Annotated in this window: 10 protein-coding genes; 6 read left to right on the plus strand and 4 right to left on the minus strand. The window is 68.0% G+C overall.

Going from position 1 to position 14,256, the window contains the following annotated elements; translation table 11 throughout:
* The first annotated feature begins 183 nt into the window (after window positions 1–183).
* The 3 genes from OWM54_RS07965 to OWM54_RS07975 all read left to right on the plus strand — a co-directional run bounded on the left by OWM54_RS07965 (window position 184) and on the right by OWM54_RS07975 (window position 2,705).
* Window positions 184–564: a hypothetical protein gene (locus OWM54_RS07965; RefSeq protein WP_267697102.1), complete on the plus strand. Its 381-nt coding sequence runs from the start codon at window positions 184–186 to the stop codon at window positions 562–564.
* A 231-nt stretch (window positions 565–795) separates the two neighbouring features.
* On the plus strand, window positions 796–1,848 hold the full coding sequence (locus OWM54_RS07970; protein WP_223748881.1) for a fatty acid desaturase: 1,053 nt from the start codon (window positions 796–798) through the stop codon (window positions 1,846–1,848).
* Window positions 1,849–2,129: 281 nt separating this feature from the next.
* Complete coding sequence (locus OWM54_RS07975; RefSeq protein WP_223748880.1) at window positions 2,130–2,705, plus strand: hypothetical protein; 576 nt, start codon at window positions 2,130–2,132, stop codon at window positions 2,703–2,705.
* A 264-nt stretch (window positions 2,706–2,969) separates the two neighbouring features.
* On the opposite strand, the gene OWM54_RS07980 is transcribed toward OWM54_RS07975, so the two are convergent.
* The 3 genes from OWM54_RS07980 to OWM54_RS07990 all read right to left on the minus strand — a co-directional run bounded on the left by OWM54_RS07980 (window position 2,970) and on the right by OWM54_RS07990 (window position 6,152).
* Entirely contained in the window at window positions 2,970–4,193 is a 1,224-nt protein-coding gene (locus tag OWM54_RS07980; protein WP_267697103.1) for a lipase family protein, read from the minus strand.
* A 191-nt stretch (window positions 4,194–4,384) separates the two neighbouring features.
* Entirely contained in the window at window positions 4,385–5,602 is a 1,218-nt protein-coding gene (locus tag OWM54_RS07985; protein WP_267697104.1) for an SGNH/GDSL hydrolase family protein, read from the minus strand.
* A 163-nt stretch (window positions 5,603–5,765) separates the two neighbouring features.
* Window positions 5,766–6,152, minus strand: coding sequence for a hypothetical protein (locus OWM54_RS07990; protein WP_223748877.1), 387 nt, complete (start codon window positions 6,150–6,152; stop codon window positions 5,766–5,768).
* 184 nt (window positions 6,153–6,336) lie between these two features.
* On the opposite strand from OWM54_RS07990, the gene OWM54_RS07995 reads away from it, so the two are divergent.
* From OWM54_RS07995 to OWM54_RS08005, 3 genes are all read left to right on the plus strand, one after another.
* Window positions 6,337–7,362, plus strand: coding sequence for a DUF3592 domain-containing protein (locus tag OWM54_RS07995; protein ID WP_267697105.1), 1,026 nt, complete (start codon window positions 6,337–6,339; stop codon window positions 7,360–7,362).
* 234 nt (window positions 7,363–7,596) lie between these two features.
* Window positions 7,597–9,225, plus strand: a complete 1,629-nt coding sequence (locus OWM54_RS08000; RefSeq protein WP_267697106.1) for an alpha/beta hydrolase — start codon at window positions 7,597–7,599, stop codon at window positions 9,223–9,225.
* Between the two features lie 189 nt (window positions 9,226–9,414).
* Window positions 9,415–11,853 (plus strand): aminotransferase class V-fold PLP-dependent enzyme, encoded by a 2,439-nt coding sequence (locus OWM54_RS08005; protein ID WP_223748874.1) that lies wholly within the window; start codon window positions 9,415–9,417, stop codon window positions 11,851–11,853.
* A 311-nt stretch (window positions 11,854–12,164) separates the two neighbouring features.
* Here the strand turns inward: OWM54_RS08005 and OWM54_RS43215 are convergent, their stop codons facing one another.
* Complete coding sequence (locus OWM54_RS43215) at window positions 12,165–14,240, minus strand: M57 family metalloprotease (protein WP_324289053.1); 2,076 nt, start codon at window positions 14,238–14,240, stop codon at window positions 12,165–12,167.
* Window positions 14,241–14,256: the final 16 nt, after the last annotated feature.

Genomic DNA, 14,256 nt, shown 5'->3' on the forward strand with positions numbered 1-14,256 from the left:
CACGGAAGGAGGCTCGCGACCTGGAGACCTGGGCGCGCGGACGGGACATCGACCTGCTCCGCGGGGCAGTCCTCGCCTGCCTCGACAGGCTGGCACCGAGGACGGCGCCATCGTGCTCTCGGGCCCCCGCGAGGTGCTGCGCCGACATGAGGGCGTCCTGCGTGCCCTGGGCGGCACGCTCACATGGGCGAGGCGATAGGCGCCGCCTGCGCGATGTTCTCGGCGGTGCTGACGTATCTGGCCACGCACTGGATGGGCGTTGCCCATGGCGCGCGCGTCTGCCGCGCCGAGGAGCTGGACGCGACGGCCTTCGGCGGGACGATGCACGCGCTCGCTCCCACTCTGGGTCAGGACGCCCGCCACATGGCGAAGGAGCTCCAGACCGCGGGCTACGCCAACCCCGAGAGCACGCTGGAGACGGCGGGCAACGACATCACCCGGCTGGTGCAGCTGTCTCAGGAAGATGGCATCAGCGGTGCGGTGCCCCGCTTCGTCGCCCGCATCTTCCGCCAGGCCATCGACGCGGGGCATGGCGCCGCGGGCCAGATTGAGGGCAGCCGGTGAGGCCACCCCTCGCTGACAGCCGCGCGCCAGGCAAGAGGCTGAGTCATCGCGGACCGGCAGGATGAGGAGGGCACCCCGGCACGTTTCACGAGGCCGGGGAGCGCGTCTCCTCCCTCGCGACGCTCGCGCCTGCCCCTCGAAATCAAATATCGGGTGACACCTGGCACGACCGCCGGAGTTTCATGAGACACTCACGCTTTCCCACGCGTCCGGCAGCCTGCTCAGGATTTCATGTCATTTCTGGATCGCATCCTCGACCCTCCGAGTTACGGCTACGAAAAGAACGGCGCGCTCCATGTGCCCACCCACCGGGAAATCCTCTCGGAATTCTTCTCCCGACTGAACATTCTACGAACCCGTAAGAACTGGCTGGCCCTGACGGGGTGGGCCACGACGTTGGGGTTCGGCATCCCGCTGGCGCTCTTCTTCACCCATCACTTCAGCGTGTGGCTGCTGCTGGCGGGCTTCGTCTACAGCATGGTGGTGTTGGGCACCCACGGCACCATCTGGTTCCACCGCTATGCCACGCACCGTGCGTTCAAGTTCAAGAACGCCTTCTTCCGGGAGCTGTGCCGCAACCTGGTGGTGAAGACCATCTCGGAGGAGGCCTATGTCATCTCCCACCACGTGCACCACGCCAGGTCGGAGCAGCCGGGCGACCCCTACAACGCGAAGGCCGGCTGGCTCTACTGCTTCCTGGCGGACGCGAATCATCAGGGTATCCGCAAGGACTTGAACGCCAGGGATTACGCGCAGCTGTGCAAGCTGATGGAGCACACGGGGGTGCACCTCAACAGCCATGCGCAGTACCAGAAGTGGGGTTCACTCTGTCACCCGGCCTGGACGGTGGCGCACTTCCTGGCGAACTGGGCAGTCTGGTACGGCGTGTTCTTCCTGCTCGGCGGGCACGCGCTGGCGTTGGCGCTCTTCGGCTGGTCCGGGGTGTGGGTCGTGGGCGTGCGGACGTTCAACTATGACGGGCACGGGGGTGGGAAGGACCGTCGGCGTGACGGGGTGGACTTCAACCGGCGCGACCAGTCCATCAACCAGCGCTGGCCGGGCCTCATCACCGGGGAGTGGCACAACAACCACCACCTCTATCCGCAAGGCGCGCGCGCGGGCTTCCTGCCGTACCAGTTCGACCCCGCCTGGCAGTGCATCCGCGGCGCGCACTGGCTCGGCGCCATCAGCAGCTACCGCGACTTCAAGCCGGAGTTCATGGCGCGCCACTACCTCCCCTGGCTGGAGGAACAGAAGGCCAAGGCCGTCGCGGTGGCCGGATGAACCCGAGTTCGTGATTCTCGGACGGCCTCGGACGGCGCGCCTGAGGTCCACCCTGCGTGGAGATGGGCTGACAGAGCGCTGGGCGTCGCCCTTCGCCCCTGGTGCCTCGAACAGGCGAGGAGGAGGTGAGCGAGGGGGGGGTGGAGCAGCTGCTCCATGCAGGGAAGATGGGACCATCGTACAGGGCCATCGTCAGGCGACGAACGCTGCCGCGGACCGCTTCGGAGACGCTGAGTCGGGCGCGCCGCTAGCCTCGTGGAGCAACCACTCTGGAGGTCTCGATGGTCAAGCCTGGCTGGCTCGTTGCGGTGGTTTCGACCGGGATGCTGTACGTGGGCTGCGGTGAGCATCAGGGCGGCTCCGCGGAGGGCGAGGTGCCCGCCTCCGTCGAGCAGGGCCTGTCGACGCTCGTCACCTGTCCGGTGGGCTCCGTGACGGTGACGTTCGACCCGCCGCTGCGACGGACACCCCAGGACGTCGTCACCACCTCGACGGGCGTCCTGAGCAACTGCGTCACGCTCCTGGGCTCGCCGGTGACCTCGGCGACCGCTTGGAGACAGCTCAACGAGCCGGGCCTCTCCTGCGCGAACCTCCTCAAGACGCCTTCCACCACGCTGTCGCTGACCTGGAATACAGGCGAGACCTCGACCCTGCGCAGCACGCAGGTGCGGGTGGCTTCCGAGCCGGCCGTGGCCATCGCGGAGGAGACCGGCACCGTCCTGTCGGGGAAGTTCGAGGGCGCCACCTCGGTACGAACCGCGACTTTCGTCTCCACGGACCTCGCGGCCTGTGATTCGCCCGAAGGGCTGTCCTCGCTCAACGGGCTCCTGTCCCTGAGCCTCGTTCAAGTGCTCTGACTCCAGGTGGTTGCCCGTGGTCACCTGTCCCGTGGGCACGGTGAGCGAGACAGCCGCTGCGTCGCTACGCCCCCTCCCGCGGGACGTCCCCACCCTCGCGAGCCAGCTCCACGGCAACCGCCCCCCTTGACCGGGCCACATCCCGCTCATGCGAATGCTCGTCATCGTGGAGACCTGGGCCGCGCAGCGTGGGGATGCTGGCGCCGCTGCTTTCGAAGCAGGCCCCCGCCGATTGACCGACGGGGGCCTCTCGCCTTCTCGACCTCAGGCGATGTTCCGCACCGCTGCGGAGCCCACCTTCGTCCCCGCGCCGGGTGAAGCGCTCAGGAGGCTCACCTTCGGCCTGGCCACGGTGGCGGGCACCCCGAAGAAGGCGTCATAGGCGTCGATGTGCTGCTGCCCCACCGTCGTCATGAAGTCCGCGAAGTCCGCCGGCTGGGCGGGCAGCGGCGACGGCATGAAGAACTGCGAAGGCAGCCTGACGTAGGGATTCGGGTTCGGGACCCGCTCGTACAGCGGGTGGATGGTCCCATAGGCGAGGTTGGCGTCGAGCCCGAAGACACCGGTGAGGGGGCCGTAGAGCGTCTGGATGGACTGGTTCTTGACGTAATCCCACACGACGTCATTCTGCACGCTGTGCGGCTGGACGTTCATCAGGTTGGTCCAGCCATGCGGCACCACGTCGTACACGTTCGTGATGACCTGGTTCCAGTAGCCATAATTCGCGATGCCGGTGATGTACGTCGGAACGAAGAGCCCGCTGAAGTAGTTGACGAAGCCCTGGTCTCCCGTCGTCGGCGCGGCCGTCGGCAGCACGAAGACGTCGTTCCAACGCTTCACATCGAAGATGCTCGGATAGAGCCAGCGAGCCAACGTCGGACTGAGCGAGCCTCCCAGGCTGTGCCCCGTGAAGACCAGCGTCGACTTGGACGACTCCTTCGTCCCCAGGAAGGTCTGCAGCGACTGATTCGTCCGCGGGTCCAGCATGTTCAGCAGATTCGTGGTCCCCCAGGCCGCCCCTTGGGAGACGTTCCCGATGTTGGAGCGGCTGGGGTTGGTGCTGTTCGTCGGAGTGATGCCCATCGGATAGGGCACGGTGACCGAGACGTTGTTGTCCAGACAGTCCGTGTCGTACCAGTTGTACGTCGTGTCCCGATTCCCGTTGGTGCCAGCAACCGCCACGACATAGCAGTCCGCTTGCGCGTTGTAGGCCACGTACATGACGTTGTCGGCCACCTTCGACACGCGCCCCTTCCCCGAGCAGTCCTTGTCCGTTTGATAGACACAAGGACCCCACACCCGCGTCCACACGCCCAACTGCTGCGCATTCTGGGTCAACGCGCTGTCGATGATGGGCCCGAGCGCGAGCGCGATGTTGGAGGCCGTGTCCTCGATCTGGTCCCCCAGGCCGGAGAACCGCGAGAGCCGGTAGACCGTCTGGATGATGTTGTAGCTGCCGCCTGGATTGATGGGCTGCACGACCTTCATCTGGAATTCCTCCATTGGGGGTGGTGAGCCCCTCGGAGCAGAAGACATGCCAGCACGCCAGAGCCGGGCCCCAATGCAAACACAGGCATTTGCGAACCCCCTCCAGACACTTGACGCGTCAGGGCGGGCACTTGACGTGTCAGGCCTGTCCGGCATTCGTCGACAGGAGAACTTTCCCGTACCCTGGCACATCACTCGAGCAGGTGGAGGTCCACGGCCTCCGCCACGAGCGCGTGGCCCGCATCGTTGGGGTGCAGTCCGTCCACCGTCAGCGTCGCTCGCATCGCGTCGGGGTCCGCCGGGTCCCTCAGCACGGCCTCGAAGTCAATCACCGCGTCGAACCGACCCGCCGTGCGAATCCACTGGTTCACCGCCTCGCGCGTGGCCTCGTTCGCCGCCGTGAAGTAGGGATGACCCTTCATCGGCGTCAACGTCCCGCCATACACCTTCATGCCCCGGGCCCTCGCCCGCTGGATGAGCTGCTCGTAGGCCTGGGTGATGCGCTCGGCCCCGGATGCCGCCCCCGGGCGGCCGATGTCGTTGATTCCCTCCAGCAGGATGACGGCCTTCACGCCGCGCTGGGTCAGCACGTCGCGCTCGAAGCGGCGCAAGCCGCTGGGGCCATAGCCGTCCTCCAACAGCCGGTTGCCCGACAGCCCCGCGTTGAGCACGCCCACGGCGCGTCCGCCTCGCGCCCTCAGGCGTTGCGACAGGCGCGCGGGCCAGGTGCGCTCCTGGTCCGCCGTGGTCCCCACACCATCGGTGATGGAGTCGCCGAACGCCACGACCAGGGACGCATCCGCCACGGCGTCGACGTGCAGCGCGGTGAGGAAGTAGAGGCTGCGCGTGGTGAGCGCGGGCACGAAGCTCGCGGCCCCAGCGTGGTCGCCACGGCCAGAGACATAGGTGCTCCGCGTGCCCTCCAGGTGCCAGGACACGGCCCCCGAGCGCTCCAGGAAGTAGAGCGACACCGCCACATCCCGCAGGCCATCGACCGCGAGCTCCACGGGCTCGCTGGTGGCCGTCCTCCCCGGAGGGATGCTGACGGACGCCGTGCCGGCGAAGCGGACCTGCCGGTCCGTCGAGGGGTCGATGGAGACGCCCTGAGTCCTCAACCCGACGCGAACCGACGCGACCTGCAAGGGTTGCGTACCGTACTGGTTGCTCAACACCAGCCGCAGCCGGGGGCCCGCCAGCGTGGGCCGCACGAACATGCGCACCGTCTGGTCGCGGAAGCTCGGTCCGGCGAGCTCACCTCCCACCGTGGCCGAGGCCGACGGGTGCATCGGCGCGGTGAAGGCGGGCAGCCAGTGCGGCGAGGCGAGCGACGCCTTCTCGCCACACGCGCACACGACCCACACCATGACGGCCCACCCGAGGTGACACAGGCTCCTGAACAGGCGCGACATGGTGCCTCCCGAGGCTCAGGGCTCTCGTCCAGGCGGAGCCCACCGCACGGCGCGCCGGGTGGCCATCACCCTCTGGCGCCACCAGCAGGCCTGGAGGCGCACGCCGGACCTCTCCCAGACGTGCGACGCGACGTCGAGCGACCTGGCAAGCGCCCCCGAGTGCTCACGAGGCCACGGCGCGACCACCCGCGCCGCGCTGGAACAACCAGGCAGCCCCCAGGAACAGCGAGACGAAGCCCGCGGTGAGCCCCAGCACCTCGGCCGGAGGACTCCACGGCAAGCCCCAGCCCGCGAGCACCGCGACGAGGCCGATGACGGCCTGGGTGACGGCCATCGCGACCAGCGTCCGCGCCATGCCGGCCGCGCGCAGCCGGGTGATGAAGCAACCGGCCACGCCGATGAGCACCACCCCACCATGGAGCAGGTTCACGCGCGCACCGTCAGAGCCGATGATGCCGACACCGAGGCTCAGCCAGACGAGGCAGGACACGGCGAAGAGCGAGAGGCCGACGGCGGCGCGGTACGAGGTTCGGGGAATCGAGATGGACATGGAGGGGCTCCGGTTCGACGGGCGATGAGCACGGCGTGAAGCCCTGACAAGGTGGCACCTCTGCACGAGCACGGCGGCGACGCTCCCGACCAGCGGTCGGAATCCGCCGCCAGACGTCGCCGGGCGCGGGCGGCCGGCCTCCCCCTGCCTCGTTGATTCCGGAGGACTCCAGTAGACTCGCGCCATGCTTGCTCGCGTGGGCTCCTCCGTCGTGCTGCTCGTGTTCGCGTTGCCGTGGTGGGCCATCACCGGGTTCGCCGACTACATGGCGGGCTCCAGCGTGAGGCGTCAGGCCCAGTCCGCGAGCTGGCCCACCGCGCAGGGCACCATCACCGCGAGCGAGGTGCGCTCGGTCCGCGGCAACAAGAGCACCACGCACGGCCTCGAGCTGACCTACACGTACTCCGTCGACGGACGACGGCACGAGGGCCACAAGTACCGCATCATGACCTCGCGCTCGGGGGACCTCGAGGAGGCCCAGGCGCTGGTCGCCCGGTACCCCGTCGGGGCTCGCGTCACCGTGCACCACGCGCCGGGCGACCCCTCGGAGGCGGTCCTCCAGGCGGGTCTCGGGGGCACGGAGCTGGTCGTGCTCCTGATACTGCTTCCCTTCAACCTGGTGGCGCTCTGGCTGCTGAAGCTGGTGGTGGGGTCCTTCAAGCGGGAGCCGCCGCTGCTGTCCCCCTTCACACGGGAGGACGGCAGCGAGTGCGTGGTGCTCGACGCACCCGACACGGCCACCTCGGCGGCCATCACCATGGCGACCTCCGCCCTGCTCTGCGTCGTGCTCACGAGCACCCTCGCGGGCGTCAACCCACCCCTGGCCGCGGGCGTGGCGGCCTGGGTCGTCGTCTTCGCGTGCGGACTGCTCGTCGGGCGCTACCTCCACGCCCGGAAGAAGGCCGGCCACTACGAGGTCCGCCTCCACCGCCGGGAGCGGAGGCTCTCGCTGCCGCCCATCCTGGGACGCAAGGCGCGGCTCGACGTCCGGTGGAACGACGTGCTGTCGCTGCGTGTCGAGTCCCAGGTGTCCGCGAAGAACAAGACGCGCTACCGCGTCACGCTCGAAGTCGCCACCGCCGACGGCACGGCGCGACAGGAAGCCGTGTGCGGCCATACCCGACAGGAGCAGGCGGAGGCGATGGCGCGGTGGTTGAGAAAGGACCTCCAGGTGGGGGAGGTCGCGCTCCAGGCGCTGCGCTCGGCCTGACCCGAGGCGCATCGGGCCACCGGGACGCGGCGGGCGCGTGCACGGAGGCTCGCCCGCCCCATCCATCGCGCCGGGCAGGAGCGGCGAGCGCACGCTGTGGGCCGCGCCCTCCGCGCCTACCCTTCCCCAGGGACGAGCAGGGCGAGTCTGTCTTTCGGGGGTCACATGGAGCGCCTCATCGGAAGCCCCGCGCGAGCAGCATCCGCGCGTGGGGGGTGGCACCGGAGTCGGGCCATGGCCTGGTGGCGCCACTTCACGCTGCCTGGTGCGTGGGTCGCGCTGGTGTTCGCGTGTCTGTCATTCACCCCCTCGCTCCTGCCTCGCGGCGGCCCCTTCCAGGGGCTCGTCAGCGGCATCAGCGCGGTCATCGGCTACGGGCTCGGGGTGGCGGGTGCCTGGCTCTGGCGGGAGTTCGCCAACCGACCTCCGCGCACACCCAGCGCCCGGGCCTGGCGAGGGTTCCTCGGGGTGGCGGCCGTGGCCCTGGTCGCATCCCTGGTGCTGGGCTGGCATTGGCAGGCGAGCATCCGGGAGCGGATGGGGATGCCCCACCCAGGCCGTGCGGGCTACCTGTTCGCGCCCTTCATCGCCGCGCTCCTCTTCCTCCTGCTCATCGGTGCGGGCCGAGGGCTGCGCGCGCTCTCCCATCGACTGAACACGCGCCTGTCGCGCCACATCGGCCCCCGCGCGGCCCGGGCGACGAGCGGGTTCGCGGTGGCGACGCTCACCTTCCTGGTCCTCAGCGGCGTGCTGTGGGACGGGCTCATCTCCCTGGCGGACCGCACCCTGGCCCTCCAGGACACGACGACCGCCGAGGGTGTGTCTGCGCCACGAAGCCCGCTGCGCTCCGGGAGCCCCGACTCCCTCGTGCCCTGGGAGACGCTGGGCCGCCAGGGCCGCAGCTTCGTGGCCCAGGGCCCCTCGGTGGAGGAGCTGTCCGCGTTCCATGGTGCCCCCGCGAAGGAGCCCATCCGGGTGTATGCCGGTCATGCGTCCGCCCCGGATGCGGAGCGCCGCGCCGAGCTCGCCGTCCGTGACCTGGAGCGCGCGGGCGGCTTCGAGCGCGACTTCCTGCTGGTCGTGACGACGACGGGCAGCGGCTGGGTGGTGCCCGAGTCCGTCGAGGCCTTCGAGTTCCTGACAGGTGGCGACTCGGCCATCGTCTCCATGCAGTACTCGCATCTGTGGTCATGGCTCTCCGTCCTGGTGGACCAGGAGCGGGCGCGCGAGGCGGGACGGGCCCTCTTCGACGCCGTCTACGAGCGCTGGTCCCGGCTCCCCGAGGACCGGCGCCCCAAGCTGTTCGTGTTCGGGGAGAGCCTGGGCTCGTACGGCGGGGAGACGGCCTTCAGCGGCGAGCGGGACCTGGCCAATCGCACCCACGGCGCGCTCTTCGTCGGCCCACCCCAGTTCAACACGCTGTACCGCGAGTTCACCGACCAGCGCGACGCCGGCAGCCCCGAGGTGGAGCCCATCTACCGCGAGGGTCGCATCGTCCGCTTCAGCCGGCGCCCCGGGGAAGAGATTCCCCCCGCCATGGCGCCCTGGGGAGACGCTCGGGTGCTCTATCTGCTGCACCCCTCGGACCCCATCACCTGGTGGAGCCCCCGATTGCTCTTGCGACGGCCGGACTGGCTGCGCGAGCCCCGCGGTGACGACGTCGTGGACGCGATGGTGTGGCTGCCCTTCGTCACGTTCTGGCAGGTGACGGCCGACCTGCCGCTGGGGATGGCCGTGCCGCCCGGCTACGGACACGTCTATACGGGCGAGCACGTCGACGGATGGCTGGCATTGCTTCGCCCCCAGGGATGGACCGGACAGAAGACCGCGCGACTGCGGGCGAGACTGCGGCCGACGCCCTGACCGTGCGGGCTCCTGGCCCGCACAATGACATCCATGCGGGCCACCCCGAAGACAGCCCACCCCGGGGATACCACCAATCCCCTGAGGCATCACACCACCATCGCCGCCAGACATTGACCCTTCCGGACCCCAATGAGATACAAACACAACAAGGCGGCCACGCGCCCCGGCTGCCATTGGGAGCCCGCAATGCACAGCACCGCGCCGCACCACTGCAAGACCGTGTCGGAGCAGAAGTGGTCCCTGAGCACGTTCATGGAGTTCTACGAGCGTGTCCTGGGCCCCCGGCTCTTCAAACCCTATGGAGAGCTGCTCGTCCGGGAGATTCGCAAGGACATCCGTCCGGACGCTCCCCCGACGAGCATCCTGGAGGTCGCGTGTGGGACGGGCCGCATCACCACCCACCTCTACGAGGACCTGGCCCGGCCGCTGGGCTTGCGGCTGGTCGCCACGGACCTGTCGAAGATCGCCATCGACATGGCGAGGAAGGTGGTCAGTGAGGAGCTCCGACGGGACGTCGTCTTCCACGCCGACGTGGACATGGCGGACATGCCCTTCGCGGACAACAGCTTCGACATCATCGTCTGCGGCTTCGGACTGATGTTCCCGCCGGACAAGGCCCGCGTCGCCCGGGAGTTCAAGCGGGTGCTGCGTCCGGGCGGGAAGCTCTACGGCACCGTCTTCCACTACAACGAGCTGTTCGACCTGGCCCGGCGGCAATCCCAGAAGCACTTCGGGACGCCCTCGGCCATCATGGACGCGGCCCTCAGCCTGACCGACCCCTCCGCCATCACCCACGCCTTCTCCCTCGAGGGGCTCTGTCGGGGCGTCAGCGAGGTCGCGACCTCATGTCCCCTGTCCTTCCATCTGGACGACCCGGACACCCGCGAGTTCCTCTTCAACGCCTGCATCCTCCTGGAGGAGTTCAACCAGTGCGACACCCTCACCCGGGAGGGGTACCTGGACACGATGCTCCGGGAGTTCCACGAGCAGGTCCCCACCCGGAACTACCAGGTCAAGGCCTGGCTCCTGCGCGGCCAGGTGGACCAGGCCTGCAAGGAGTCCGTGGCCCCCAGTCCCCGGCCCGACTTCTCGGCCTTGAGCGCGTTCCGACAGCTGCCGCCCCAGTTCGTCGAGAGCCCCGCGGACAGGCCGCTCCCGCTCGCGGAGGCTCAGCTGCTGCGCCCCTACCACGCGATGAAGGCCGCCTTCCTGGCCGAGCACCCGACCTACCCCGAGGCCGAGGTCGAGGCGCTGCGCGACACCGAGTTCTCGCGCCTGGATGCCCTCCAGGAGGCGTACCTGGACCACGTGGGCGGCACGCTCGCCCCGGAGAGCCTCCTGACGCAGGACTATCAGGTGCTCAAGAGCACCATCCTCGGCAACCCGCACACCGGCTCGAAGTCCTCCGACGCGGCCTTCGAGAAGGCCCGCGCGGAGATCTATCGGTTCTTCCGCTGTGCGCCGGAGGAATACGAAATCATCTTCACCCCCAACGCCAGCGGCGCCATCCGCCTGGTGGCGGAGTCGTTCCCCTTCGAGAGCGGCTCGGAGGTCCTGCTCACCAAGGACAACCACACCTCGGTCCACGGCCTGCGCGAGTACGCGAAGTCCAAGGGCGCCTCGGTGAAGTACATCCCGCTGGACAAGGAGCTCTTGATTCTGGACAGCTCGATGCGGCGCTCGCTCGAGAAGCTCGCCCCGGGGCACCCGCATCTGCTCGCGTACCCGGCGCAGTCCAACGCCACGGGCGCCAGGCATGACTTGAAGTGGATTCCGCTCGCGCAGGAGAAGGGCGCGATGGTGCTGTGCGACGCGGCGGCGCTCGTCCCCCAGTCCCGGCTGGACTGCTCGGTGCATCACCCGGACTTCGTCGCGGTCTCGTTCTACAAGATGTTCGGCCATCCGACGGGGACCGGGTGCCTCATCGCCAGGCGCTCCTCGCTTCGCAAGCTGACCCCGCCGTCCTTCGCGGGCGGCGCGGTGTGCTACTACTCGGGCCCGTGGTCTCCCACGGACCGGCTGCTGCACCGTGACGACGGGAAGCGGTTCGAGGTCGGCACGCCCAACTACGCGTCCTTCCACGCCATCGCCCAGGGGTTCGAGTTCCTCTCCCGGCTCGGGCTGGATGAGCTCCGCGCGCGGTCGACGGCGCTGGCCAGGTGGCTGGAGACGCGGCTGTTGGAGCTGCGGCACGACATCAAGGCCCAGGCCCCGCTCTGCCGCATCTACGGCCCGCCGCCCGAGCACAAGGGGGCGACGGTCATGCTGAACTTCTTCGACTGCTACAACGCCGTCTTCCCGCACGCCCTGGTCAAGCGGGCCGCCGAGTCCTTCGGCATCACCGTGCGCAACGGGTGCTTCTGCAACCTGGGCGCGGTGCAGCAGGCCACGTACACCACCGCCGGCGCGGAGCACTGCGAGCTCGACAAGACGGAGAAGATCCTCGACTGCAAGACCTTCGACGACAAGATCCTCAACAAGGGCAACTGCGGCGCCATCCGCGTCTCGTTCGGGCTGGGCTCGAACTTCCGGGACGCCTACCGCTTCTACCTGTTCGCGAAGTGCCTGCTGAACACCGAGGGCGCGCGGCTGGCGGACACCCTGGCCGACGCTCCGGTGAACTGAGGCCGGCAGCCGGCAAGCCCCTGGCGGTCGTCCGGGTGTGACTTCAGCGGCGTAGAGCCCCAGGAGGACCTCGACGCGCGAGAATCCCTGGAGGCGCGTGGGCAGGAGCGTCAGGAGGAGCTCCTCCTTCCACGGCGAGAAGCCCTCCGGACAGGCGATGGATGTCCCGTCACCCTGCGTCGCGTGCACCCCGTCGTGGAACGACACCAGGTCCGAGATGGCCCGCCGGCGGAGGTCGAGGAGCGCCTGCTTCAGCCGCGACGCCTCGGACTCGGTGGCGAAATCCCCTCCGCGATCTCGCCGGCGTCACGTCAGTACATCAGGAACGTGTCAGCGTAGGTGCCGACGCGAGGGTGGATGGCGATGAAATCCATCTTGCCGTCACCATTGAAGTTGCCCAGCAGGAAGCGCGTGGACGACTCCGCCCAATAGTCCGCCGTGAACCCGCCGGATGACACGCGCGTGAAGGTGCCATCACCGTTGGAGAGGAAGGTATTGGCGTGGGAGCTACCGGCCGGATGGATGGCGATGAAGTCCACCTTGCCGTCACCATCGAAGTCACCTGGAAGGAACGGCGTGGCACCATCCGCCGAGTAGTCGGAGGAAAACCCGCCGGAGACCACCCGTCTGAAGGTGCCATCTCCGTTCGAGAGGAACGTGTTGGCGTGGGTGACGCCGCCCGGATGGATGGCGATGAAGTCCACCTTTCCATCACCATTGAAGTCGCCCGGAAGGAACGGCGTGGCGCCATCCGCCCAGTAGTCGGAGGAGAAGCCACCGGAAACGACGAGCCGGAAGGTGCCGTCACCGTTCGCGAGGAAGGTGTTGGCGTAGGTACCGCCGCGTGCATGGATGGCGATGAAGTCCACCTTGCCGTCGCCGTTGAAGTCGCCCGGCAGGAAGCGCGTGGCCCCATCCGACGAGTAGTTCGAGGTGAACCCGCCGGACACCACGCGTCGGAAGGTGCCATCTGCGTTCGAGAGGAAGGTGTTGCCATACGTCACGCCGTTGGCGTGGATGGCGACGAAGTCCCCCTTGCCGTCGCCATTGAAGTCGCCCGGAAGGAAGCGCGTGGCCCCATCCGACCAGTAGTTCGAGGAGAACCCACCGGAGGCCACGCGCCGGAAGGTACCATCACCATTCGAGAGGAAGGTGTTTCCATACGTCACGCCATTGGCGTGGATGGCGAGGAAGTCCCCCTTGCCGTCACCATTGAAGTCGCCCGGAAGGAAGCGCGTGGCCCCATCCGACCAGTAGTCCGAGGAGAACCCACCGGAGGCCACGCGCCGGAAGGTACCATCACCATTCGAGAGGAAGGTGTTTCCATACGTCACGCCATTGGCGTGGATGGCGATGAAGTCTCCCTTGCCGTCGCCATTGAAGTCGCCCGGCAGGAAGTGCGTGGACGCATCCGCCCAGTAGTCCGAAGAGAATCCGCCAGCCGGCACCATCCTCGCGGCCCCAGGGCCCACCCGACGGTACCCATAGAGGTGATTCAGCGCGGCGATGTCGGAGGCCGTCCACTCGTTGCCCGCAGTCGGGCCACCACAGGAATTCATGACGGACCCGCCCACGATCGCCGTGGTTGGCGTCCCAGGGAGGTGGATGGCGCCATCGCTCCCAGCCTCCTCGTTGCCACCGGAGCCACAGCTGATGCTGCGGTTGTAATAGTCCGAGTGGCGGAAGCCAACCGTATGCCCCAGCTCGTGCATGATGACGTGCTTGTTCAGGCCCGCGCTGGCACTGTTCAGACCGACGCCGATGTTGATGACTCCGTAGGGTTGGCCACCCGAGGGAAAGCCGGCGGAGCCGCCAGCGCCCGAAGTGGTCTGCGCCGTGATGTTCGCGGTGCAGCCAGTGCTCGGCCCACGCGCGAAGGTGATGCGCAGACCCCGCGCATTGAAGCTGATGAGGGCCTGGTCCAACCCCTGGCTCAGTCTGGGATAACTGTTGAAGGTGGCGGTTGGGTTGACGCAGATCTTCGTCACGCCCATACCAACGAGGTTGCTCGTGCGGTACTGCTCCTCGCTCCCTTCGGAAGGCCGGAGCATCTCGCGCGACGCCTCCAGCGTGACGTGGGCATCACCTCCCACATACACGGCACCGTCAACGATTCGGATGTCGTTGGTCGGAAAGCCAGCTTCGATGAGGTTGGAGAAGATCTCCTGGTGCTCCGCCCTCGGTTCCGTGCCGCAACCGACCAACAATGCACCACAGGTCACAGCGAGAGCTGCTGTCTTCTTGAACATGATCGTCCCTTGATTGCTCGACGACGGAGATGCGCTGCCTACCCGGGACACGCCAGGCTCGACCGCATCCCTAGCAATGAGCTCTCTTTGCCATAAACCAGAAAACGCATCCAAGACAGCAAAACCTTCATCAGACATCAATAATACGCCCAGG

Origin of the sequence: Myxococcus sp. MISCRS1 (assembly GCF_026626605.1) — a bacterium.
In the GTDB taxonomy this organism is placed as follows: Bacteria; Myxococcota; Myxococcia; order Myxococcales; family Myxococcaceae; genus Myxococcus; species Myxococcus fulvus.